This is a genomic window from Vreelandella hamiltonii, from assembly GCF_014651775.1.
GTDB classification, from domain to species: domain Bacteria; phylum Pseudomonadota; class Gammaproteobacteria; order Pseudomonadales; family Halomonadaceae; genus Vreelandella; species Vreelandella hamiltonii.
This window is the reverse complement of the sequence record NZ_BMXN01000016.1, coordinates 1-22,219: the sequence shown is the minus strand read 5'-3', so window position 1 is coordinate 22,219 and position 22,219 is coordinate 1. Positions and strand designations below refer to the sequence as shown.

Annotated in this window: 22 protein-coding genes and 1 pseudogene; 15 read left to right on the top strand and 8 right to left on the bottom strand. The window is 61.1% G+C overall.

The genetic code is table 11. The annotated features are described in order from the left end of the window. Positions 1-130 precede the first annotated feature (130 nt). Both IE091_RS13020 and IE091_RS13015 read left to right on the top strand, forming a co-directional pair. The gene (locus IE091_RS13020) at positions 131-1,000 is read left to right on the top strand and encodes a DUF72 domain-containing protein (RefSeq protein WP_189463828.1); all 870 of its coding nucleotides are present in this window, start codon (positions 131-133) and stop codon (positions 998-1,000) included. A gap of 153 nt (positions 1,001-1,153) precedes the next feature. Further along, positions 1,154-2,497: a sodium-dependent transporter gene (locus tag IE091_RS13015; RefSeq protein WP_039178859.1), complete on the top strand. Its 1,344-nt coding sequence runs from the start codon at positions 1,154-1,156 to the stop codon at positions 2,495-2,497. Positions 2,498-2,591: 94 nt separating this feature from the next. Here the strand turns inward: IE091_RS13015 and IE091_RS13010 are convergent, their stop codons facing one another. Continuing rightward, entirely contained in the window at positions 2,592-2,810 is a 219-nt protein-coding gene (locus IE091_RS13010; RefSeq protein WP_016915471.1) for a PA3496 family putative envelope integrity protein, read from the bottom strand. Positions 2,811-3,063: 253 nt separating this feature from the next. On the opposite strand from IE091_RS13010, the gene hexR reads away from it, so the two are divergent. From hexR to IE091_RS12995, 3 genes are all read left to right on the top strand, one after another. Continuing rightward, the gene (hexR, locus tag IE091_RS13005) at positions 3,064-3,918 is read left to right on the top strand and encodes a transcriptional regulator HexR (protein WP_016915472.1); all 855 of its coding nucleotides are present in this window, start codon (positions 3,064-3,066) and stop codon (positions 3,916-3,918) included. Between the two features lie 115 nt (positions 3,919-4,033). Then, positions 4,034-6,232 (top strand): DNA helicase II, encoded by a 2,199-nt coding sequence (gene uvrD, locus IE091_RS13000; RefSeq protein WP_189463827.1) that lies wholly within the window; start codon positions 4,034-4,036, stop codon positions 6,230-6,232. A 125-nt stretch (positions 6,233-6,357) separates the two neighbouring features. Then, positions 6,358-7,446 (top strand): TRAP transporter substrate-binding protein, encoded by a 1,089-nt coding sequence (locus IE091_RS12995; RefSeq protein ID WP_039178865.1) that lies wholly within the window; start codon positions 6,358-6,360, stop codon positions 7,444-7,446. Between the two features lie 78 nt (positions 7,447-7,524). Here IE091_RS12995 and IE091_RS12990 read toward each other — a convergent pair whose 3' ends face one another. Continuing rightward, the gene (locus tag IE091_RS12990) at positions 7,525-7,938 is read right to left on the bottom strand and encodes an acyl-CoA thioesterase (protein ID WP_039178866.1); all 414 of its coding nucleotides are present in this window, start codon (positions 7,936-7,938) and stop codon (positions 7,525-7,527) included. 101 nt (positions 7,939-8,039) lie between these two features. Here IE091_RS12990 and IE091_RS12985 point away from each other — a divergent pair, with 101 nt between their 5' ends. The 6 genes from IE091_RS12985 (at position 8,040) to cysZ (ending at position 13,989) form a co-directional block, all read left to right on the top strand. Continuing rightward, positions 8,040-8,987 (top strand): PstS family phosphate ABC transporter substrate-binding protein, encoded by a 948-nt coding sequence (locus tag IE091_RS12985; RefSeq protein ID WP_189463826.1) that lies wholly within the window; start codon positions 8,040-8,042, stop codon positions 8,985-8,987. A gap of 95 nt (positions 8,988-9,082) precedes the next feature. Continuing rightward, on the top strand, positions 9,083-10,201 hold the full coding sequence (locus IE091_RS12980) for an ABC transporter permease subunit (protein ID WP_189463825.1): 1,119 nt from the start codon (positions 9,083-9,085) through the stop codon (positions 10,199-10,201). Beyond that, on the top strand, positions 10,201-11,610 hold the full coding sequence (gene pstA / locus IE091_RS12975; RefSeq protein ID WP_189463824.1) for a phosphate ABC transporter permease PstA: 1,410 nt from the start codon (positions 10,201-10,203) through the stop codon (positions 11,608-11,610). The genes IE091_RS12980 and pstA overlap by 1 nt, the downstream gene beginning before the upstream one ends. Continuing rightward, a complete protein-coding gene (gene pstB, locus IE091_RS12970) occupies positions 11,604-12,416 on the top strand; it encodes a phosphate ABC transporter ATP-binding protein PstB (protein WP_096921791.1) in 813 nt (270 codons plus the stop codon). The genes pstA and pstB overlap by 7 nt, the downstream gene beginning before the upstream one ends. A 30-nt stretch (positions 12,417-12,446) precedes the next feature. Continuing rightward, positions 12,447-13,172, top strand: a complete 726-nt coding sequence (phoU, locus tag IE091_RS12965) for a phosphate signaling complex protein PhoU (RefSeq protein ID WP_039178877.1) — start codon at positions 12,447-12,449, stop codon at positions 13,170-13,172. Between the two features lie 70 nt (positions 13,173-13,242). Beyond that, entirely contained in the window at positions 13,243-13,989 is a 747-nt protein-coding gene (gene cysZ / locus IE091_RS12960) for a sulfate transporter CysZ (protein WP_039178880.1), read from the top strand. A 277-nt stretch (positions 13,990-14,266) separates the two neighbouring features. Here cysZ and IE091_RS12955 read toward each other — a convergent pair whose 3' ends face one another. The 5 genes from IE091_RS12955 to IE091_RS12935 form a co-directional block, all read right to left on the bottom strand. After that, positions 14,267-14,575, bottom strand: coding sequence for a hypothetical protein (locus tag IE091_RS12955; protein ID WP_229800834.1), 309 nt, complete (start codon positions 14,573-14,575; stop codon positions 14,267-14,269). A gap of 330 nt (positions 14,576-14,905) precedes the next feature. Beyond that, the gene (gene phoR / locus IE091_RS12950) at positions 14,906-16,201 is read right to left on the bottom strand and encodes a phosphate regulon sensor histidine kinase PhoR (protein ID WP_189463823.1); all 1,296 of its coding nucleotides are present in this window, start codon (positions 16,199-16,201) and stop codon (positions 14,906-14,908) included. A 2-nt stretch (positions 16,202-16,203) separates the two neighbouring features. Then, positions 16,204-16,893, bottom strand: a complete 690-nt coding sequence (phoB, locus tag IE091_RS12945; RefSeq protein WP_016915484.1) for a phosphate regulon transcriptional regulator PhoB — start codon at positions 16,891-16,893, stop codon at positions 16,204-16,206. Between the two features lie 96 nt (positions 16,894-16,989). After that, positions 16,990-17,880 (bottom strand): 4-hydroxybenzoate octaprenyltransferase, encoded by an 891-nt coding sequence (gene ubiA, locus IE091_RS12940; RefSeq protein ID WP_189463850.1) that lies wholly within the window; start codon positions 17,878-17,880, stop codon positions 16,990-16,992. 37 nt (positions 17,881-17,917) lie between these two features. Next, positions 17,918-18,490 carry a chorismate--pyruvate lyase family protein gene (locus tag IE091_RS12935; RefSeq protein ID WP_189463822.1) on the bottom strand — a complete coding sequence of 191 codons (573 nt, stop codon included), beginning with the start codon at positions 18,488-18,490 and terminating at the stop codon, positions 17,918-17,920. Positions 18,491-18,577: 87 nt separating this feature from the next. On the opposite strand from IE091_RS12935, the gene IE091_RS12930 reads away from it, so the two are divergent. From IE091_RS12930 to IE091_RS12915, 4 genes are all read left to right on the top strand, one after another. Next, on the top strand, positions 18,578-19,762 hold the full coding sequence (locus IE091_RS12930) for an NAD(P)/FAD-dependent oxidoreductase (RefSeq protein WP_189463821.1): 1,185 nt from the start codon (positions 18,578-18,580) through the stop codon (positions 19,760-19,762). A gap of 92 nt (positions 19,763-19,854) precedes the next feature. Further along, complete coding sequence (locus IE091_RS12925; protein ID WP_016915488.1) at positions 19,855-20,127, top strand: HU family DNA-binding protein; 273 nt, start codon at positions 19,855-19,857, stop codon at positions 20,125-20,127. Continuing rightward, positions 20,127-20,483 (top strand): hypothetical protein, encoded by a 357-nt coding sequence (locus tag IE091_RS12920; protein WP_058577674.1) that lies wholly within the window; start codon positions 20,127-20,129, stop codon positions 20,481-20,483. The genes IE091_RS12925 and IE091_RS12920 overlap by 1 nt, the downstream gene beginning before the upstream one ends. 46 nt (positions 20,484-20,529) lie before the next feature. After that, positions 20,530-21,534, top strand: a complete 1,005-nt coding sequence (locus IE091_RS12915; protein ID WP_229800833.1) for a LysR family transcriptional regulator — start codon at positions 20,530-20,532, stop codon at positions 21,532-21,534. Here the strand turns inward: IE091_RS12915 and IE091_RS12910 are convergent. Then, a pseudogene (locus IE091_RS12910) lies at positions 21,444-21,758 on the bottom strand (aldehyde dehydrogenase family protein); the annotation flags it as partial. The gene IE091_RS12915 and the pseudogene IE091_RS12910 sit on opposite strands and share 91 nt — an antisense overlap. Positions 21,759-22,219 lie beyond the last annotated feature (461 nt).

Here is a 22,219-nt window from a genome sequence, read left to right as displayed (position 1 = left end):
GCGTTATGGGCAGGGCAAGTAACCATTCACGCGGCAATGGCTACCGCGGTATGCGTCGTCCAGGCTGCGGGAAAAACGGCTAAACGGTTACACTGATGTTTCGATGGCATGACGAAGGCCCCCTGTTGACATGATCGGCGCAACCCCCGCCCTCCCCCTCTATCTTGGCCTGCCCATGTGGGCCAATCAGGATTGGCAAGGCAGCCTCTATCCTCGCCAGGCCAAAACCGAGCTGCTCAGCGACTATGCGGCGGTGTTTTCCAGCGTGGAGGGCAACACGACGTTTTACAGTGGCACGCCCAAATCGGATATCATCGCCGCCTGGGCGCGCCAGGCGCCGCCGCATTTTCGCTTCTGCTTCAAGCTGCCAGGCCACATTACCCACGACCAGCGCCTGACCCGACCTGGGGATGCCTGGGCGTTTCTGGACGCGCTGACGCCCCTGCACGACCGGCTAGGCCCTACCATGGTGCAGCTACCCAGAGACTTTGGCCCTGCCGAACTCCCCAAACTGGAAGCCCTGCTCGCCCAGTGGCCAGCGCACCTGCCCTGTGCGGTAGAGGTTCGCCACCCTGTTTTTTTCCACAAAGGTGAGGCAGAGAGGGCCTTGAACCGCCTGTTGATAACTTATTCGGCCAACCGAGTCATGCTGGATGTGCGCCCGGTCTTCTCTACGCCGCATGAAGGACACGCTGGGCTGGCCCACGCCCAGCAGGAGAAGCCGAAACTCCCGCTACACGTGCTTTCCACTGGCCAACAACCCATCATTCGCTTCATTGGACATATTGACAAAGCGATCAACACACGCTACTTCGCCCCTTGGATAGAACAGCTCAGCCTGTGGATAAAACAGGGGAAAACCCCTTTTTTATTTGTGCATACCGCAGACAACCGTGAGTCACCCCAGATGGCTCGCCACCTCTATCGCCTGGTGCAGGCCAAGGCCGCTTTGGCGAACCTGGCACCTTTCGCCGATGAAAAGCAGAGCCAGCTGTTTTAGGCCGCCTTTTTAGGCTGGCTCACTGGCAAGCCTACCCTTGATCGGATAAATTGCGCGTTCTTTCGGAAAAGCACGCTGGCAATCTCTTTTTTCCGAACATCGGCGCAATCTGCCGATATCGACCCATTACAATCGAACTGAAACAGGTGATTTATGGCAAAACTTGCGCATGCACAGTGGTCATCTCGCATGGGCTTTGTGCTGGCCGCGGCGGGCTCCGCCGTTGGCCTGGGCAATATCTGGCGTTTCTCGTACATGGTGGGCGACAGCGGTGGCGCCGCCTTCGTTCTGGTCTATTTGGCCTGTGTGGCACTGGTCGGCCTGCCCATTCTGGTCGCCGAGTGGATGATTGGCCGTCGCGGCCAGAAGAACCCCATCAACACCATGGCCGAACTGGCCGCCAACCACGGCCGCTCGAAAGCGTGGGCGCTGGTGGGGGTCAGCGGCGTCTTGGCTGCCTTTCTGATTCTCTCGTTCTACAGCGTCATCGGCGGCTGGTCGCTGAACTATACGCTGGGCTCGGTGCTCGGTAGCTTCAACGGTCTGGATGCCGACAGCATTGGCGACATCTTCAGCGGCATGCTGGGCAGCCCCTCGGCCCTTCTGCTGTGGCATACGGCGTTCATGGTATTGGTCGTCGGTATCGTGGCACGCGGGGTCACCAAAGGCCTGGAAAGCGCAGCGCGCACCATGATGCCTGCTCTGGTGGTGTTGATGCTGGTGCTGGTGGGATACGGCATGGCCAGCGGCTACTTTGGTGAAGCCCTGAGCTTCATGTTCAGCCCTGACTGGGATGCTCTCGATGGCGGTGTCGTACTGGCGGCCATGGGCCAGGCATTCTTCACGCTGTCGCTGGGCATGGGGATCATGATGGCCTACGGGTCGTATCTGGGCGAAGACGTCAACCTGATCAGCACCGCACGGACGGTCATCCTGCTGGATACCGCCATCGCCCTGCTGGCGGGCCTGGCCATCTTCCCCATCGTCTTTGCCAACGGCCTGAGTGCCGGCGAAGGCCCCGGCCTGATCTTTGTCACCCTGCCCCTGGCGTTTGGCAACATGACCGGCGGCACCATTCTGGGCCTGATGTTCTTCCTGCTGCTGACCTTTGCCGCCCTGACGTCGGCCATTTCACTGCTGGAACCGGTGGTGGAAACTCTCGAAGAGCGCACGTCGATGTCACGTATCGTGGCCACACTGGTCAGCGGCGTGGCGGTATGGGCACTGGGTGTCGCGGCGCTGCTGTCGTTCAACGTATGGGCAGACGTGCTGTTCTTTGGGCTGAACATCTTCGACCTGCTGGATACCTTCACCAGCAAGATCCTGCTGCCATTGACCGGCCTGGGTGCGATTGTGTTCTTCGCCTTCTGCCTGGATAAAGAAGAAGCGCGCAAGGAGCTGAGGCTGGATGTCTACGACTACAGCCTGTGGAACCTGCTGGCCAAATACGTCGCCCCCATCGGGGTCACGGTGGTTTTCCTGGCAGGCCTGTTCTAACTCGCCGCTGGGTCGGCAAGCTTATCCAATAGAGAAGGCGTTACCGTGGCGTAACGCTTTCTCGCCTTCCTTCACCAGCCTCTTCTTCGGCTGGCTAGTGCAGTTCGCTCTCTTGCGGGTCGTCATCGTCTGGCAAGGGAGCGATATCCCGTGACAGCTTCTGGAATTCCCGGTGCAGCTCGATGCCCCGACGCGCTCTCAGGCTACGTTGGGCGGCGCTGCGCCGACGTTGGGCATGCTCATCGACCTCCATACTCATGAATATGTCGAGCAATTCGCTTTTTACCGAGGTCATTCGTTCGACGTTTCTCATAATCGACGCTCCTCCAGGTGAGTTGCCTACGTCCACCTGCATCCGTGACGACTGATTTTTAAATGATGCAGTGCGGCACGTCACTTCTTACTATAACCTACTTGACAAAATGATGACGATTCTTGAAGAAATGGGTTAACGCCTTTTAAACGGCAGTACTCTCGTGAAGGACGCTGCCCCCGATGCAACACTCAGGCATACTGTGGCCTCTTTATGGCCGCACAAGCACGATCAAGAATTTAAGGAGCTGAACGTGAGCCGCGCCCTGTTCGATGAAATGAGACGCCGCATGGAGCATTTCCGTCGCTCCGAACAAAAGGTCGCGCGGTTCGTGCTGCGCAACCCCGATGAAGTCATTCACATGCGCATCGTGGACCTGGCCACCGAAGCAAAGGTGAGCGAGCCCACGGTAGTGCGCTTCTGCCGTGCGCTGGGCTGCAACGGCTTTCAGGATTTCAAGCTGCAGCTGGCCCAGATGCTGGCCAGCGGAAGCCAGTTCGCGCAGTTCTCGATGAACGACAGCGACTCGGTGGCCGAATTCTCCCACAGCATTTTCGACTCCACCGTGGGCACGCTGCTGTCGGTGCGCGACCGGCTCGATAACGATGCGCTGGGCAAGGCCGTCAATGCACTGGCCATGGCCAATCGCGTCGAGTTCTACGGCTTTGGCGCCTCCGGCGCGGTGGCCTTCGATGCCCAGCACAAGTTTTTCCGCCTGCAGATCTCGACCTCTGCCTACGCCGACCCGCACATGCAGAACATGTCAGCGGTGACCCTGCAAGAGGGCGACGTGGTGGTCGCCATCTCGCAGACAGGCCGTACCCGGGCGCTGGTGGCCAGCGTTCGCCTGGCCCGCGAAGCAGGCGCTACGGTGATCGGCCTTTGTCCCAGCGAATCGCCGCTGGCCCAGGAGGTGAGCCTGCCGCTGTTCATCGACGTGCACGAAGACACCGAGATCTACACCCCGCTCAGCTCGCGTATTGCCCACCTGGTGCTGATCGACGTGCTGGCGGTGGGCGTGGCCAAGACCCGGGGCCCCAAACTGGCCGAGCAGCTGAAAGCGGTGAAGAAGAGCCTGACCACGCTGCGTTACCCGGAAGAGTCATGAGCAACGGTTCTGAGAAAGAGTCCTGAGCCAACGTCCTGAAGACACGCTGTATGCACAGCCAGTGTGCTGGCTGTGCTAGACTGGTCGCCCCTTTTTTGAACCGGCAGCGGCTTATATGGACGACGTCACGGCGATACTCGATCATCTCAACCCGGCCCAGCGGGAAGCCGTCAGCGCGCCCCAGGGCAACCTTCTGGTACTGGCCGGCGCCGGTTCCGGCAAAACGCGTGTGCTGGTACACCGCATTGCCTGGCTGATGCAGGCAGAAGGGCTTTCCCCTTATGCCCTGCTGGCCGTCACGTTTACCAACAAGGCCGCCCGCGAGATGCGCACGCGTCTGGAAGCCTTGCTGGGCATCTCCATGCGCCATGTCTGGGTGGGTACCTTTCACTCGATCTCGCACCGGCTGCTGCGCACCCATTGGCAGGATGCCCGCCTGCCCCAGCACTTTCAGATCATCGACTCCGATGACCAGCTGCGGCTGATCAAGCGGCTGCTGAAAGACTACTCGATTGACGATGAGCGCTTCCCGCCACGCCAGGTGCAGGGGTTCATTTCTGGTTGCAAGGAAGAGGGCCTGCGACCCCATCAGGTGAACGTCAATGGCGATGCGTACCTCGCTCAGATGGTCGAGCTCTACGAGCGCTACCAGTTCACCTGCGAGCGAGGCGGGCTGGTGGATTTCGGTGAGCTGCTGCTGCGCAGCCTGGAGCTGTTGCGCGACAACCCGCCGCTGCTGAACCACTATCGCGAGCGCTTTGGCCATGTGCTGGTGGACGAGTTTCAGGATACCAACACCCTGCAGTACGCCTGGCTCAAACTGCTCACCGGCCAGCAAACCCCGATGACCGCCGTGGGCGATGACGACCAGTCCATTTACGGCTGGCGGGGCGCCAAGGTCGAGAACATTCGCCGCTTCGAAGAAGAGTTTCCCAACACCCATACCGTGCGCCTGGAGCAGAACTACCGCTCCACCAGCGCGATTCTGGAAGCGGCCAATACGCTGATCAGCCACAACAGCGAGCGTCTCGGCAAGAACCTCTGGACCGATGGCGCCGAAGGCGAGCCTATCTCGGTGTATGCGGGGTTCAACGACCTCGAGGAAGCCCGCTATATCGTCGATACCATCAAGGAGAAGGTCAACGACGGCTTCAACCGCCGGGACGTGGCCATCCTCTACCGCTCCAACGCCCAGTCGCGCCTGCTGGAAGAGACACTGATTCGCCAAGGCATGCCCTATCGTATCTACGGCGGCCACCGCTTTTATGAGCGGCTGGAAATCAAGAACGCCCTGGCCTACCTGCGCTTGCTGCTCAACCGTGATGACGATGCCTCCTTGGAGCGCGTCATCAACGTGCCCACCCGTGGCATCGGCACGCGCACCGTGGAAATCGTCCGCCATCACGCCCGTGAGCAGAGCGTGTCGCTGTGGCAAGCGCTGCACGATGCGATCCAGGACGGCACCTTGAAAGGCCGCGCAGGCAACGCCGTGCAGGCCTTTACCAACCTGATCGAGCAGCTGGACAACGACACCTCCGGGCTGCCGCTCCACGAGATCATCGACCACGTCACGGCACGCACCGGGCTGATCGAACACCATCAAAGCGAGCGCGGTGAAAAAGGCCAGGCTCGGGTCGAGAACCTGGAAGAGCTGGTCAACGCGGCCCGGGCCTTTACCCATGGCGATGCCTTCGAGACCCCGGAAGCCGGAGAAGGCATGGCCGCGCTGGAAGCCTTCCTTTCGGAAGCCGCCCTCAACGCAGGCGACCATGAAGCCGAGGAGTTCGAAGACAGCGTGCAGCTGATGACCCTGCACTCGGCCAAGGGGCTGGAGTTCCCGGTGGTGTTCATTGCCGGGGTGGAAGAGGGGCTGTTTCCCCACAAGATGTCCGTGGAGGAGCCAGGCCGCCTGGAGGAGGAGCGCCGCCTGTGCTACGTGGGCGTGACGCGCGCCATGCAGAAGCTCTACCTGACCCACGCCGAGACTCGCCGCCTGCACGGCAAAGAGGTGTTTCCCCGCCCGTCCCGGTTTCTCCGTGAGCTACCGCCTCATCTGCTGGAAGAAGTGCGTCTGCGCGGCCATGTCTCGCGCCCCGTGACCGCGTCACGGCCCAGCTTTGCCCAATCCAGCATCGAAAGCGACGGCGACCTGCCTGCCCTGCATGTCGGCCAGCGGGTGGGCCACCCGGTGTTCGGCGAAGGCATCATTCTGAACGCCGAAGGCGAAGGCGCTCGGGCGCGGGTTCAGGTGAGCTTTGACGGCGAAGGCGTGAAGTGGCTGGTACTCGGGTTTGCCAAGCTCACTCCCATGTAACCCGTTGACCCGCCAGCAGGACTGGGTACTTGCCCAATAAAACCTGCTTGGCGCATACTGGCAGGCGGACACTGCGCTCACTGCGCTTATAAAAAACATCCAATAATTTCGGAGTCATGCCCGCCATGCAACGCCGTCAATTCCTGAAAACCGCCGGCCTGGGTGCCGCCGGTGTCGCTGCTGCACCGTTCGTATCGACTGCCAGCGCCAATGAAACCTATACCTGGGACATGGTGACTTCATGGCCCAAGAATTTCCCGGCTCTGGGCACCGGCGCCAATGACTTTGCTCGCCGTGTGGAAGAGCTTTCCAACGGCCGTATGCGTATTCGGGTCCATGGCGCGGGCGAGCTGGTGCCTGCGCTGGAAGTCTTCGATGCCGTCGCCGCCGGCACCGCCGAGATGGGCCACTCCGCCTCTTACTACTGGCGTGGCAAAGTGGCCGCCGCCCAGTTCTTCACGGCGGTGCCGTTTGGCATGAACACCACCGAAATGAATGCCTGGTTGTACCATGGCGGTGGCCAGGAGCTGTGGGACGAGATCTACGCCAACCACAACCTGAAGCCCTTTGCCGTGGGTAATACAGGCACTCAGATGGCGGGCTGGTTCAAGAAAGAGATCAATTCGCTGGCCGACATGCAGGGCATTCGCCTGCGCCTGCCAGGCCTGGCTGGTGAAGCCATGAACGGTATCGGTGTCACCACCGTGAACATGCCGGGCTCCGAAATCTTCACTTCGCTGCAAACCGGTGTTCTGGATGCCGCCGACTGGGTAGGCCCCTACAACGACATGGCCTTCGGCCTGCATCAGGTGGCCGACTACTACTACACGTCGGTATGGAACGAGCCCACGGCGGTGCTGGAAGGCACCGTCAACCTGGACGCCTGGAATGCCCTGCCGGAAGACCTGCAGGACGTGATTCGCGAAGCGGCTCGTGCGTCCAACCTGGCCATGATCAGCGAGTTCGCCTACCGCAACGCCCAGGCGCTCGAGACGCTGGTCGACGAGCACGGCGTGCAGCTGCGCACCTTCCCGGATGACGTCATGGCCGCGCTGTACGAGTCCTCCAAAGAAGCCATTCAGCGCCAGGTCGATGGCGATGAAGAGTCGCGTCGCGTGTGGGAATCCTACTCGGCCTTCCAGAGCGTGCTGCGCCCCTTCAGTGACGTAGGCGAGTATGCCTACCTGAAGAGCCGCGACAGCGTGGGTGCCTGATCACCTTCGACTCAAAAGGGCGCCTCGGCGCCCTTTTTGTTATGACGACTTTGTTATGACGACGGTGTCATGGCCACATCAGCTGTGAACCGCTCTGATCCGACCATTGTCATCCAGCGCCACCATGACGAAACGCGCTTCGGTGACCTTCTGGCGCTCTTCGATGTGTCGGCCATGGGGAGGACGCACCCAGACCTCCACGTCGATACGGATCGAGCTATGGCCAATATCCTGTACCTGGGTGTATACACTGACCATGGAGCCCACACGCACCGGGCTTAGAAAATCCATGGCTTCGATAGCGACCGTGGCAGTGCGCCCACCCGCCTCTCGGCCAGCGGCCAGTTCGGCGGCCTGGTCCATATGATTCACTAGCCAGCCGCCGGGAATGTCCCCGTAGAGGTTGGTATCCTGACGAGAAGCCAGTAATTTTAACGTGAGCTGCCCTTTGGGGGCGGGAGCATCGTCCACATCGGAATCCAGTGGTGTCATGAGGTCGTCGCTTTGCAAGGTTATTGTTGTGGTCGGGCCTAGCGCCTGTTGCTGCACTGCAATAACAGGCTAGCACCAGTTAATCACAAGAGGAACGGCGTTTGAAGAGCGACAGTGTACAGCGATGGAGACCTTACCGCCTACTGCTGGCAAGCTGGCTATGCTGCTGCAGCGCCTTTGCCTGGGCGCAGCCAGCGCCCATCAGCGGCACGCTGGGCACCGTGGGCTCGGACACCATGGCTGGGCTGATGCTGCGCTGGGGTGAAGCCTTGAATGCGCGCTACCCCGATATCACTCTGCAATTTCAGGCGGGGGGGTCGGCCAGCGCCCCCACGGCCCTGGTGGCAGGCACCACCCGCATCGGGCCCATGTCACGGGCCATGACCGAACGCGAGCGCCAGCAGTTCATCCAGCGTTATGGCTACCCGCCGCTGCAACTCAGCGTCGCCCGCGATGCCCTGGTCCTGGTGGTACATCGTCATAACCCGCTGGAAGCCCTGTCACTGGCGCAGGTAGATGCCATCTTCTCTACCACCCTCGCCTGCGGTGCCGATGCGCCCCTGCAGCGGTGGGAAGCGCTGTTGCCCGCCACGGATTGGCCTTACGGGCACATTGCCCTGCATGGCAGAACCCTGGCCTCCGGCACCCAAGGGCTGTTCCAGCAGCGCGCCTTGTGCGGCGGGCAGTTTCGCCGCGATATCAGCGAACATCCCGGTGCGGCAGCGGTGATTGCCGCCGTGGGGGAGTCGCCCAACGCCATGGGCTATGCCGGATACAACCACCTGACCCCCATGGTACGCGCCGTGGCGCTGGCCGATGAGCAAGGCAACCCGGTAGAGCCCAGCGTGGCGAACATTCAAAAGGCCACTTATCCACTCTCCAGAACGCTGTATCTCTACGTCAACTTGCCCCCCGGCGAAGCGCTCCCGGCGGCCGAGCAAGCCTTTCTGGAGCTGGTCTTTTCAGCCGAAGGGCAGCAGATCGTGCAGGCGGCAGGCTTCGTGGCGCTTCCCGACCACCTGCGCAGCAGCCAAGCGTTGGATGAATAAACTGTCATCCAATTGTCACAAACAGGGCGTAGGGTAAGCTATTCTGGCCACAAACCCTTATTTTCATCACGGCACCTGCCTCGTATGATGTCGACATGACTCCTCCTCGGCTACCTGCTTCGCGTCAGCCGCTACGTTTGCTTCACGACCGTATTGCCACCGGACTGATTACGGCTGGCGGCATTGCTGTTTTGCTGGCGATCCTCGCCATTGGCGTCTTTCTGGTATGGGAAGCGCTGCCGCTGCTTGGTTTTGGCGAAGCGCTCTCCCTGGCCACGCTGTCGCCGCTCGCCTGGGGCACCCTCAAAGCTGCCCTGGCGGCCATGCTGTTTGCCACGCCCATTGCGCTAGGGGCCGCCATGTATTCGGCGCTGTTCATGTCGTCACGCCTGCGCAGCCGCATCAAGCCCATAATGGAGTTGATGGAAGCAATACCCGGCGTGGTGATTGGCTTCATTGCTGGACTGCTGCTGGCCCCGTGGGTAGAGCGTCATTTGGCCAGCACCCTGCTCGTACTGGCCTGGCTGCCGCTGAGCGCAGCGCTGGCAGGTGCCCTTTGGCATATGGCCGGCAGCCGTTGGCGCCAGCGGCTGCCGCTGTCGTCGGCGGCACTGTGGCTGATACCGTGGCTCGCCTGCATGACCGCCCTGGCCCTGTGGGCGGCACCGCTCGCCGAAACCCACTGGCTGGGGGCCGACTTGCGTCTGTGGCTGGAGCAGCGCCACGGCATCGACTACGCCACTCGCAACGCCCTGATCGTCGGCATCGCCATGGGCTTTGCGATTATTCCCAGCATTTACTCGCTGGCCGATGACGCCCTGGCCGACGTGCCATCCACCTTGATGGAAGGCGCCCAGGCGTTGGGCGCCAGCCGCTGGCAAGCGCTGTGGAAAGTCGCCCTGCCCACCGCAGGCCCTGGCGTGTTTTCGGCGGTGATGATTGGCGCAGGCCGCGCCGTGGGCGAAACCATGATCGTGCTGATGGCCAGCGGCAACACCGCACTGTTCAGCGCCAGCCCCTTTGAGGGGCTACGTTCACTGTCGGCGTCGATTGCCATCGAGCTGCCGGAGGCCTCCCCCGGCGGCATGACCTATCACCTGCTGATTCTGGCGGCGCTGGCGCTGTTCATCTTCACCTTCTCGGTCAATACGCTGGCCGAAGTCGTGCGCCAGCGCCTGCGTCGGCGTTACCAGCGGCTGGGAGGTGCACGCTGATGGGCTGGCGAGCGCTGAGCTTTCGCCTGAACACGGCGGGCAACCGGCTGTGGCCCTGGCTATGTGCGGGTAGCGTGGCCCTTTCGCTGCTCATGCTCGGCGCTTTGCTGGTACTGCTGACCACCAAAGGGTTAGGTCACTTCTGGCCCGCCGAGCTGGAGGAGGTCACCCTGCACAGCGGCGAAACGGTGATCGGCCAGCCGGTGCGCGAGGTGCCGCTACCCCATGCCCAGGGCATGGAGCGGCTCTACTTTACCGGCAACCGCGACCTCACGGGTGCCAGCTGGCGCTGGCTGGCCGTCGATCAAATCGCCCAGGTCACCACACCCGCTGAGCTGATACGCCTGGAGCGTACCCCGTGGGGCGACTTTCTTGGCCGCCTGGATGCCGTCGAAAACGAAGGCCAGCGGCTTGAAGGGCAGGCGGCCATAGAGTTCGTGCGCCAAGCCCTGATGCTGCCGCCAAACCAGCGCCCCGACGCCCAGCTGTTGCTGGAAGCCAATGGCAGGGTACAGCCTCAGCCGTTGGCGGGGATCACCCACCTGCAAACTCCCAACGCCATGGCCTGGCACCAAAAGGTGGCAGCCTGGGGCGGGCGCGTGTGGCAGTTCCTCAGTGAGGGGCCGCGTGCGGCCAATACCGGGGGCGGCGTATGGCCGGCCATTTTCGGTACGCTGCTGATGGTGATTCTCATGTCCGTGATCGTCACCCCCTTTGGCGTGCTGGCAGCCATTTACCTCAACGAAATTGCCCACCAGAACCGCCTGACCCATCTGGTGCGTATCGGGGTCCGTAACCTCGCTGGCGTGCCCTCCATCGTATATGGCGTGTTTGGGCTGGGGGTGTTCGTGTACGGCATCGGCGGTTCCATCGACAGCTGGTTCTTCGAAGACGAACTGCCATCACCGACCTTTGGTACCGGCGGGCTGCTGTGGGCATCGCTGACCCTGGCACTGCTGACCCTGCCAGTGGTGATCGTGGCCACGGAAGAGGGCCTGGCACGCATTCCCGATGCCCAACGTGAAGGGGCCGTGGCGCTGGGGGCGACCCGCCTGGAGATGCTCACGCGCATCGTGCTGCCCATGGCCATGCCCGCCATGCTGACCGGGGTGATTCTGGCCGTGGCGCGGGCCGCTGGCGAAGTGGCCCCGTTGATGCTGGTGGGCGTCGCCAAGCTGGCTCCGCAAATGCCCCTGGACGGCGAGTTTCCCTACCTGCACCTCGAACGCAAGTTCATGCACCTCGGCTATCATCTATTTGATACGGCCTTCCACGGTGAAGACGTACAGGCCGCGATCCCCCTGGTGTTTGCCACCGCGCTCCTGCTGGTACTGATTGTGCTGGTGCTTAATCTAACTGCCATATTTCTGCGTCATTATCTGAGGCGTCAACGAGGAAACGAATGCTAGCGTTATCGTCCGCCAACACTGCTCAACCGCCGGTGACACGCTTCTCAGCCGACGCCCGGTGCCTGAGCATCCACCAGTTCAACCTCGCTTATGCGGGGAAACCGGCGTTGCGTAACCTGACGCTCGACGTACCTCGTCACCGGGTGACCGCGTTCATCGGCCCCTCGGGCTGCGGAAAGTCCACGCTGCTACGGGCAATCAATCGGCTTCACGACTTGAACGAATCCGTGACCCACGATGGCCATATCTACCTGGAAGAGCAGGACATTCATGCGCCACGCATGAACGTGACCGAACTCAGACGGCGGGTAGGGATGGTGTTTCAGACGCCCAACCCGTTCCCGATGTCGATCTACGAAAACGTGGCCTTTGGCCTGCGCCTGCAAGGGCGCCTGCCCAAACGCAAACGCGACGACATCATCGAGTGGGCGCTGACATCGGCCGCTCTGTGGGATGAGGTCAAGGACCGCCTGCACCGTTCGGCCTGGCAGCTCTCCGGCGGGCAACAGCAGCGCCTGGTGATTGCCCGGACGCTGGCCGTTCAGCCGGATGTCCTGCTGCTGGACGAGCCCGCCTCGGCCCTCGACCCTATTTCGACCCTCAAGATCGAGGAGTTGATACGCAACCTGAAGTCCCAGCTCACCCTGGTGCTGGTGACTCACAATATGCAGCAGGCCGCGCGGGTTTCCGACTACACGGCCTTTTTGCAAAACGGTGAACTGATCGAATATGGGCCCACGGATCAAGTGTTCACCAACCCGCGTCTACAACGCACCGAAAACTACATTACCGGCCGCATGACCTAGGCCCCATCGACGATACGTCAGGAGTGCTCAATGGATATCACGAGCGAGACACACAGCCAACACATCTCTCGCCAGTTCAACCAGGAGCTGGAAGAGCTGAAGACCCACCTGATGGCCATGGGCGGTCTGGTGGAAAAGCAGGTGCAGGATGCGGTGCACGCCCTGCTGGAGGGCGACAGCCGCCTGGCGGAAAAAGTGCGCGACAACGACCGTCAGGTCAACGACCTGCAGCTGCAAATCGACGACGAATGCACCCGGGTGCTGGCTCGCCGTCAGCCGGCGGCATCGGACCTGCGGCTGGTGCTCGCGGTCATCCGTGCCACATCGGACCTGGAGCGAATCGGCGACGAAGCCAGCAAGATTGCCCGCAACGCGCTGTTGTTAAGTGAAAATAGCGGTGGCATTCGCGGTCTGGTAGAAGTTCGCCATATCAGCGAGCACGTGCGCAAGATGCTGCGTGACGCCTTGACCGCCTTCGCCCGCTTCGATACCGAGCTGGCCATGCAGGTCGTTCGCGAAGACGAATCGGTAGACGACGAGTACGGCAGCGCCATGCGCTCGCTGATGACCTTCATGATGGAAGACTCGCGCTCCATCAGTTCGGTGCTGAGCATCATGTGGGTACTGCGCGCCCTGGAACGGGTGGGCGACCACGCCAACAACCTGGCGGAATACGTGGTGTACCTGGTGAAAGGCCTGGATATTCGCCACAGCGATCCCAGTACCCTGGAACAGAAGGTCATGAAAAAATCTTGACCTGCCCGCCAAACCCTCCTGCAATACGCCCAGATAATCATCTGGGCGTTTTTTTAGGGAGTAATGTCGCGTGAATGCACTCAACGCGTTGGGTCAAGGCACCCGCCTGGTGTATCAGCCCGGGCTAAGGCGCTATGTCTTTCTACCCATTCTGGTCAATCTGCTCGTGTATACGGGTATGGTTTACGTGGTCTTCACACGCTTTTCGGGCTGGCTGGAGAGCAGCATGGCCATGGTGCCTGGCTGGCTGGAGTGGTTGTCGTGGCTCATCTGGCCGCTATTCTTCATCAGCTTGCTGGTGGTGATCTTTTTTAGCTTCACCCTGGTGACTCACCTGATCGCAGCGCCTTTCTATGGGTTTCTGGCGGCTCAGGTAGAGCGCCAGGCCACCGGGCGTGAGCCTCTGGATGACCGAGGGCTGGCCAAAACGGCGCTGGACGCCGTGGGACGAGAGCTGGTCAAGCTGAGCTATATCCTGCCGCGCATGGCCGTATTGTTCCTGTTCAGCTGGATTCCCGGCTTGAACGTCTTCGCGCCTCCCTTATGGGCGCTCTTTTCTGCCTGGGTCATGGCCATTACCTATCTGGATTACCCGATGGATAACAACAAAGTGTCGTTCAAGGACATGCGCAGCAGGCTTTCACGGCGCTGGTGGCCGAGCATGACATATGGCGGGCTGGTCATGCTCATCACCTGGATCCCCTTGGCCAACCTGTTCCTGATTCCAGGCGCTGTCGCAGGCGCAGTCCTCATGTGGGACCGCCACTATCGTGGCACACCGGACACGCGGGATAAGGCGGCAGGATCGACGCTCTGAATCAGAGCCACTCATCAAAGGGCCGCCCATATAGCAGGCACAAAAAATTAGACCCCGCTAGGCGGGGTCTCGACCACTCTTACTTGTGAACGATACTGACTGCTGGCTTCCTATCCGTTTGCGGGACTCCAACCTTGGAATTTACCCTGACCAGTGTCTTGACCGTTTTCTGATTCATCCGTGAATCGATGAGCATCCTTGCTATGGGACATCCTTGCCCCTTATTTGCTCAATCCTAAGCGTAAGAGTTTTTTTCAGCTTTGCAAAGAATTGTTACTTAGCTACCGCTGTTTTCTTCAACTACGTCTTCTGGGGTGTACTCGGCACCACCACTCATGTTGGTGGAGTCCGGCTCATCCACGACGTCGGGGCCTTGTGTGCCGTGATCCGTCGTCAGGTCTTCGGTGTCATAGCTGCCGGGCTCGGCCGTGCCAGACTGTGTGTTCATGGGCTCATCTTCGACGGTTACATCCTGATTCTGGTCGATGGATGAGTGATCCGTGGTGTCTGCAAAAGCCAGTGGGCTTGCCATCAGGCCGAAAGAAACACCTAAAATACCAGCTTTCTTGAGTAGTTCCTTGGACATCATATTCCGCCTCCTCGATCGCTGTTGATACCGCATAGTTAAGGAAGAGTGACTTCATGTCTTACCAGTTCCTGCGGTAATCTTCCTTGCCTAGAATATTGCATATGTTGTGCCATGCATGCCAAAAAATAAAAAAATTATTTATTATCAACAATTTAAAAAATAAGAATGATATAAAGCATGGGCTCAGGGGGGGCATGACCACCCCTTTGAAGTGGTTAAAAATGACACATGAGTGATGTGTGACCAGAGTTCTATGCCAATATGGCACACTTATACAGGGGTTGTGCAGAAAAGGGGTAAGGAGGAACGCAAAGCGTCATCGAGCCCTCAAGCCGGGCCGCTGACTCGCTTGGCAGGGAAGACACAGCGAAAGGATGCCCCCTCGCCAGGATGTGACTCTACATTGAGCTGTGCCTCGTGGCGCAGCAGCACGTGCTTCACGATGGCCAGGCCCAGCCCCGTCCCTCCTGTTGCCGTACTGCGCCCTTTATCCACTCGGTAGAAGCGCTCGGTCAGGCGGGGGATATGCACCGGATCAATGCCATCGCCATCGTCCTCGACCTCGATACACCCGCTGCCATTGGCGGTCACCGACCAGCGCAGAGTGATCTGGCTGCCTTCCGGGGTATAGCGCACGGCATTGAAGGCCAGATTGGAAATGGCGCTGCGCAGCTCCTGCTCGCTGCCGATCAACCCAGCGTCGCTCTCCAGAATAACCTGCACACTGTGCTGCTGCCTGGAGAGCGCCAGAGCGTCTCGGCGAATGCTGTCGAGCATGGGGCCTACGGCCAGCGTCTGGTGATCATCGCCTCCCTGGTCGATTTCCAGCCGTGACAGCAGCAGCAGGTCGTTGACCAGATTCTGCATCCGTCGCGTCTGCTCCTCCATCTGTACGATCCCTTTGCCCAGGCGGGGAGGCAACAGCTCCTTGAGGTCGCCGTAGGTTTCCAGATAGCCCGACAGCACGGTCAGCGGAGTGCGCAACTCATGGGAGACGTTGGCGACGAAGTCACGCCGCATCTGCTCCAGGCGATGCAAGCGCGTGATATCACGGGCCATGACCAGGCGCTCGTCATCACCGTACAGAGTGATCTGATACTGGAGGATACGCCGCTCGTCGATCGGCGAGGTCAGCGTCAGCGGCTCACTGTAATCGCGGGCATTGAAGTAGCTGATGAAGCGAGGATCGCGCAGCAGGTTGGTGATGTGCTGGCCACGGTCGTGGGCGGTTTGCAGCCCCAGCATGTCGGTGGCCGCGCTGTTCCACCACTCCAGGTCGCCGTGTCGGTCCAGCATCACCACGCTATCGCGCATGGCTTCGGAGGACTCCTGAATTCTCGCCAGCGTCGCCCGCAAACGACTTTGGGTAATGCGCTGGCTTTTCTGGTAGCGATAGAGGCGGTCGAACAGCTCCCCCCACATGCCCTTGGCCGCCGGGGGCTCATCGTGGGGGTGAAGGGTCAGCCAAAGGAAAAGCGCCCGAAACTGGCGCAGATGATAGACCAGACAAAACAGCAGCCCCGCCGCCAGCCCGGCGCCAGGGTAATCCACCAGCCATCCCAGGCAGAGGCCCAACAGGGCCAGCCAGATGATGCGCCAGATCTCACGGCTCCACAGGCGCACGCTTACACTCGCGCAGAGAACCGGTACCCAGTACCGCGCACCGTTTGAATCAGATTTTGATGAGGCTCGCCCAGCGCTTTGCGAAGACGACGAATATGCACGTCCACCGTGCGCTCTTCCACGTAGACGTTGCCACCCCATACCTGGTCAAGCAATTGGCTGCGCGTGTAGGCGCGCTCCTGATGGGTCATGAAAAACTGCAGCAGACGATACTCGGTAGGCCCCATTTCCAGCGCCTTGCCATGGGCGCTGACCCGGTGGCTCACAGGGTCCAACAGCAGGCCATTGATTTCGATGGGGTCTTCCACGCCACGCGGCGTGGCCCGGCGCAGCACGGCCTTCAGGCGGGCCACCAGCTCACGGGGGGAAAAGGGCTTGGTGATATAGTCGTCGGCACCCGCTTCCAGGCCCTGGATCTTGTTGTCCTCTTCGCCCTTGGCCGTCAGCATGATGATCGGCAGCTCGGCAGTGGCTTCTTCGCGCTTCAACCGACGGGCCAGCTCGATGCCGCTGGTGCCCGGCATCATCCAGTCCAGCAGCAGCAGGTCAGGCTGGTGGTCGACGACCATGGCGTGGGCATCCTGGGCGTTGTCCGCTTCAAGCACGCGATAGTCAGCCATTTCCAGCGCCACGGCGATCATTTCGCGGATAGGCGCCTCATCATCGACGATCAGTACGGTCTTGGCGGTCATTCCAGGGCCTCACGGTGCTCTATACAGGAAAGTTCAATGACATGTGTGTGACGATAACACCATGACTTGATGACAGTTCCATGACACACAATCAATTTAGCCCGCCATCGGCCACCAGCTCAAGGCAATACCTGCAAAGACCAGCAGACCCGACCAGTGGTTGTTCAGGAAGGCCTGAAAACAGCGGTCACGATCGCGCCCGACGATCAGCCACTGCTGGTACACGAACGTCGCCGCCATGCCCAGCAACCCCAGCCAGAAAAAGCCCCCCAGCCCGACGCGCAGCGCGACCCAGCTCAGCAGGGCCAGCACGCTTGCCTGCAGCAGCCCGATGATCAAGCGGTCAGCACGGCCAAACAGCACGGCGGTCGACTTGATGCCGATTTTCAGATCATCGTCACGGTCGACCATGGCGTACTGGGTGTCATAGGCAACGGTCCACAGCAGGTTGGCACTGAACAGCAGCCAGGCTTCCAGAGGCACGTTGCCCAATACCGCGCCAAACGCCATGGGAATGGCCCAGGAAAAGGCCGCGCCCAGCACCACCTGCGGGAAGTGGGTGTAGCGCTTCATGAACGGATACACGAAAGCCAGCAGCACGCCGCCCACCGACAGCAGCACGGTGAACCAGTTGGTCAGCAGCACCAGAATGAAGGCAGCGGCGACCAGCGCCACGAACAGCAGCTGGGCTTCGGTTTCGCTGATGCGTCCCGTGGCCATGGGGCGCTGGCGAGTACGCTTGACGTGGCCATCCACATGGCGGTCGGCATAGTCGTTCACCACGCAGCCCGCAGCCCGCATCACGTAGACACCGGCAATGAAGATGATCAGCACGGAGCGGCCCGGCACCCCTTCTGCAGCCACCCACAGCGCCCAGAGCGTCGGCCACATGAGCAGCCAGGTACCAATGGGCCGATCCAGGCGCATCAGCTGAAGAAAGTCTGCCAGCCGGGCCCAACCCGTTGGCCGCAACAGAGAACGGTCCATGCTCATGCTTACCTCGTGAAAGAAACTCCAGGATAGCCTAGCGCGAGGGCAGGCTCAGCGCATCGGCCATGGTCGATAAAAAATACTCCTGAACCAGCAGCGACAGCCCCGCGTGCTGAAAGACCGAGCGACGCCCCCACGGGCTACGCCCCTTGTCGGGTGTACCATACGCCGTGAAGCGCGGGAGCGACGCCGTGGCCTGTAACGGCCCGCGCACCAGGTCCGGCTGCTGAAACAACCAGCTGCCCAGCGAACGCTCGCCCAAGGCCCCCAGGCCTTTGCCCTGCAGCTGCTCCAGCGGTGCCACCGATCGCGCCACCACCCAGGGCGTGCCGTCGATGCACAGCGCCACCTCGCGTAGCCAGGCGTGGCGACGTGGAGCGATGCCCAGCGCCATGGCTTCGTCCTGGAACGGCAGGCCAATGGTCTGGCGCAGCAGGCGTACGCGGAACTGGCCCGGCGCTCCGGCCGCCATCAGGCGCGCCGTCAGGGAGTCGGTCGAGGCCACCCACTGCCACCAGGCCGCACTCATGGCAGGCCGCGCAGCGGCAACCGGCCGCCAGTGGGGGGGTAGCGAAAACGCAGGGCGTGGCAACTCAACGAGCGTCACCTGAGCCTCCAGAGCAGTCAATTGGAAAGAAGGCTAGTGTAACATGATGGCTTGGCAGGCTTTTGTTCCTTACCCCCGGATAACGATATGCCCGATTCACACTTGAGCGAATCCCCACATGCCGAGCTGGTCATTGTCGGCACTGGCATGGCCGGTATTGGCCTGGCGCGAGCGCTGCGCCGCCAGGGAGATTCTCGCACCATCGCGCTGGTCAGCGCCGACCGTGGCGAAGAGTACAGCAAACCGCTGCTGTCCACGGGCTTCGCCAAGCGGTTGAGCCCCGAAAAGCTGGCGCAGCGCAGCGCAGAAGCGCTCGCCGACGAACTGAATGCCCAGGTCATGGCCCACACGCAAGTCGTCGAACTGGTGGTGGAACACCAGATGCTGCGCCTGGGCAACGGCACCCTGCTCCGCTACGAGAACCTGGTGCTCGCCACCGGCGCGGCCCCGCGCACGCCGTTCCAGATACCCGATGCGCTGGAAGGGCGCTGCTTCACGGTCAACGACCTGGACGACTACCGCCGACTGCATGCAGCGCTCGCCCAGCCAAGCCGAGTGGCGATCATTGGCGCGGGCCTGGTGGGCTGCGAATTCGCCAACGACCTCCATGCGGGCGGCCACCATGTCACCCTGGTGGCACCAGAGAGCACCCTGCTGCCGCGCCTGCTGCCCGAGCCGCTGGGCCACGCCCTGGCCGAAACCTTTCGAACGGCGGACATGCAACTGGCGCTTGGACGCACGCTGGACAGTCTATCCCTGAATGCCGACCGCGACCTGGTACTGCAGCTCGACGGCGGTGAGCGCCATACGGTGGACATCGTCCTGCTGGCCACGGGCCTTGCGCCCCGCACGGCGCTGGCCGAGGCCGCCGGACTCGAGGTCAGCGCCCGCGGTATCGAGGTGGACCGGCTGCTTCGCACCCGCCAGCCGAACGTGTACGCATTGGGCGACGTGGCCTGCATCGACGGCGTGAACGCCATGTACGTCCAGCCGCTGCAAGTCAGTGCCAAAGCGCTGGCGGCCACGCTGGGCGGCTCACCCACCCCGGTGAGCTTCGGCGCCTGGCCGATCATCGTCAAAACGCCCCTGCTCCCGGTGGTGGCCTACCCACCAGTGAGCACACCGCAGCACTGGCGAGTGGAGGGTCATGGGCAGGATTTGACGGCGCTGGCGGAAGATAAAGACGGTCGTTTGATTGGTTTTGCGTTGACAGGGGGCTGCGTGAGAAGGAAAGTGGAGCTTTCCAGAGCTGTACCTGCCCTGCTAGGCTGATTTTCGCCGCATTCACGACTAGGCTGAATAAGCCCTGCCGGGGTGGGTTACCAACAACATTGACGTTTGTTTTTCACAAGGGAGATTCCTTCATGCGCAAACCTGAACTCGCCGCTGCCATCGCCGAGAGTGCTGACCTGTCCAAGGACAAGGCAGGCCAGGTCCTGAATGTCATTCTGGACGAAATCACCAACAGCGTGGCCAAAGGCGAAGACGTCACACTGATTGGCTTTGGCACCTTCACCGTACGTGAACGCGCCGCCCGTACCGGCAAGAACCCGCAGACCGGCGCACCGCTGCAGATTCCGGCCAGCAAGAACGTGGCGTTCAAGCCAGGCAAAGCGCTCAAGGACGCCGTTTCCTAATGAAGCTTTCGCTGACGCTGTGGCTCTTGAGCTTCATGCTCAAGCGCGCCCTGCGCCGCAAGCCGCGCTTTCGTGAGCAGTTGGAACGCATGCGCGGCCTGGACTGGGGCATTGCCACAGAAGATTTGAGCACGGCACGCCACTACCGGATGACCCCCAAACGCATCACGTCCGGTAAAGGCCTGCCCGTCGACCTGGACCTGGAGCTGCGCTTTCGCGACCAGGAAGCCGCCCTGCGCATCCTCAGAAAGCCGACGCAACAGGCATTTCTGGATGGCATGGTGGCGGGTGACGTGCGCCTCGTCGGCGACTCTGCCGACATGAACAAGCTGCAAAAGCTGCTCAGATACTTGTAGCCCTTCAAGCTGGGCGCATTTTCGTCACGCGAGGTAGTACCAGGCGATGGATATCCCTCATCAGCGATTGGCCTACTTTCGCGTGACGCTTGAATCAGGCTCGGTGCGCCGAGCTGCGTCGCGGCTCAACATTGCCCCTTCCGCCGTCAGCCGACAGATTGCCCTGCTGGAAGAAGCGCTGGGGGCAACGCTGATGGAACGCCAGCGCGGCGGCATACGCCCCACGCCCGTCGGCGAGATGCTGCTGGAGTACTGCGAGCGGCGCAGCGCCCTCGACGAAAGCTTCATCACGTCCCTCGAAGCCTACCAGCGCCTGGAAACCGGAACGATTTCCCTCACCGTGGGCGAAGGCTTCGTCAGCGACCTGGTGGCTTCTCCCCTGCATGAATTCACCCAGCGCTATGCGGGCATCCAGCTGGATATCCATATCGCGGGCACGTCCGGCATCATCGATGCGATTGTCGAGGATCAAAGCCATATCGGGCTGATGTTCCACGAGCGTACCCATCCGCAGCTGCGCTTCTGGGCCTCCAGCCCGCAGCCGTTGATGGCCATTCTGTCGCCGCATCACCCCTTGGCCGAGCAGCCCCACCCGCTCACCCTGGCTCAGCTCAGCACCCAGCCCATGGCCATGTGGGACACCACCCATGGCGTGCGCCAGATGGTCGACCAGGCGTTTCAACAGGCCCGCCTTGCTCCGCGCATGACCATGAACACCAACTCGATGGTGATCCTGGCGCAATACGTGCGCAGCGGCATGGGGGTGACGCTGCTACCGGCGTTTGCGGTCGCCCACGACCTGGACATCGGCAGCCTTGTCGCACGCCCGGTCGACGACCCGCTGTTTCAGCGCTCCCAGGCCCACATGGTCACCCGGGTGGGCCGCCAGCAGCCCAAGGCCAGCATCCTGCTGCTGCGCCACCTGCAGCGCTGGATGCAGGCCTTTCGGGACCCGGCGNTGTATTCGCGCAGGCCGTCCAGACCGCTGGAGCGGCCAAAGCCGCTGTCGCCAAAGCCCCCGAACGGCGACATCACGCTGATCGCCTTGTAGCTATTGATCCATACCGTGCCCGCCCGCAGCTGCCCCGCCACGCGATGCGCTCGGGCCACGTCCTGGCTCCACACGGCACCGGCCAACCCAAACCGGGTATCGTTGGCAAGCCGAACGGCCTGGGCCTCGTCATCGAACGCCATGGCGATCAGTACCGGGCCAAACACCTCCTGCTGGGCAATCTCCATGTCGGGGGTGACATTCACCAGCACCGTGGGGGTGATTCATCTAGATCCAAACCGAGGCTCAAAATCAAGCACCTATCCATGCCGTACCTCTTACCATTACTGAGGCTCTATCGGAGGGGGAGTACACTAATCACAATGAGCATGAAACTTCTCTATTTAATCTAAATTAGCCGCATAGAATATTAAAGCGACATGAATATAAAACAGTTATAAATCAATCGTACTTTGCAAGTATGTAAGAAATAACTTACATGCTTTAAGAAATAACTTACATTTTTTTAAGAAATAACTTACATCACAGCTCAGCTAGCGCACCTATTCTCAGTTCGTAGCCCCCTTCAAAGCGGTAACGCCACATAGCACACATTATTATAACTATCCAATCTAATTAACACCTGAATCCGTGAAGCCGGCGCCGACACTTTCCCTATCACCGCCAGCGAGCACTTTTTGATCATTCGCCCCGTGCAAGTTGGCTTTCGCAAGCCCGTTATTGC

Excerpts from the sequence above, each read along its gene's own strand:
- ubiA (WP_189463850.1), bottom strand. The coding sequence starts at position 17,880 with ATGGACCGTTCTCTGTTGCGGCCAACGGGTTGGGCCCGGCTGGCAGAC.
- IE091_RS12925 (WP_016915488.1), top strand. The coding sequence starts at position 19,855 with ATGCGCAAACCTGAACTCGCCGCTGCCATCGCCGAGAGTGCTGACCTG.
- IE091_RS12980 (WP_189463825.1), top strand. The coding sequence starts at position 9,083 with ATGACTCCTCCTCGGCTACCTGCTTCGCGTCAGCCGCTACGTTTGCTT.
- pstA (WP_189463824.1), top strand. The coding sequence starts at position 10,201 with ATGGGCTGGCGAGCGCTGAGCTTTCGCCTGAACACGGCGGGCAACCGG.
- IE091_RS13015 (WP_039178859.1), top strand. The coding sequence starts at position 1,154 with ATGGCAAAACTTGCGCATGCACAGTGGTCATCTCGCATGGGCTTTGTG.
- phoB (WP_016915484.1), bottom strand. The coding sequence starts at position 16,893 with ATGACCGCCAAGACCGTACTGATCGTCGATGATGAGGCGCCTATCCGC.
- IE091_RS12995 (WP_039178865.1), top strand. The coding sequence starts at position 6,358 with ATGCAACGCCGTCAATTCCTGAAAACCGCCGGCCTGGGTGCCGCCGGT.
- uvrD (WP_189463827.1), top strand. The coding sequence starts at position 4,034 with ATGGACGACGTCACGGCGATACTCGATCATCTCAACCCGGCCCAGCGG.
- IE091_RS12955 (WP_229800834.1), bottom strand. The coding sequence starts at position 14,575 with ATGTCCAAGGAACTACTCAAGAAAGCTGGTATTTTAGGTGTTTCTTTC.
- pstB (WP_096921791.1), top strand. The coding sequence starts at position 11,604 with ATGCTAGCGTTATCGTCCGCCAACACTGCTCAACCGCCGGTGACACGC.
- IE091_RS12920 (WP_058577674.1), top strand. The coding sequence starts at position 20,127 with ATGAAGCTTTCGCTGACGCTGTGGCTCTTGAGCTTCATGCTCAAGCGC.
- phoU (WP_039178877.1), top strand. The coding sequence starts at position 12,447 with ATGGATATCACGAGCGAGACACACAGCCAACACATCTCTCGCCAGTTC.
- IE091_RS12930 (WP_189463821.1), top strand. The coding sequence starts at position 18,578 with ATGCCCGATTCACACTTGAGCGAATCCCCACATGCCGAGCTGGTCATT.
- IE091_RS12990 (WP_039178866.1), bottom strand. The coding sequence starts at position 7,938 with ATGACACCACTGGATTCCGATGTGGACGATGCTCCCGCCCCCAAAGGG.
- IE091_RS13020 (WP_189463828.1), top strand. The coding sequence starts at position 131 with ATGATCGGCGCAACCCCCGCCCTCCCCCTCTATCTTGGCCTGCCCATG.
- IE091_RS13010 (WP_016915471.1), bottom strand. The coding sequence starts at position 2,810 with ATGAGAAACGTCGAACGAATGACCTCGGTAAAAAGCGAATTGCTCGAC.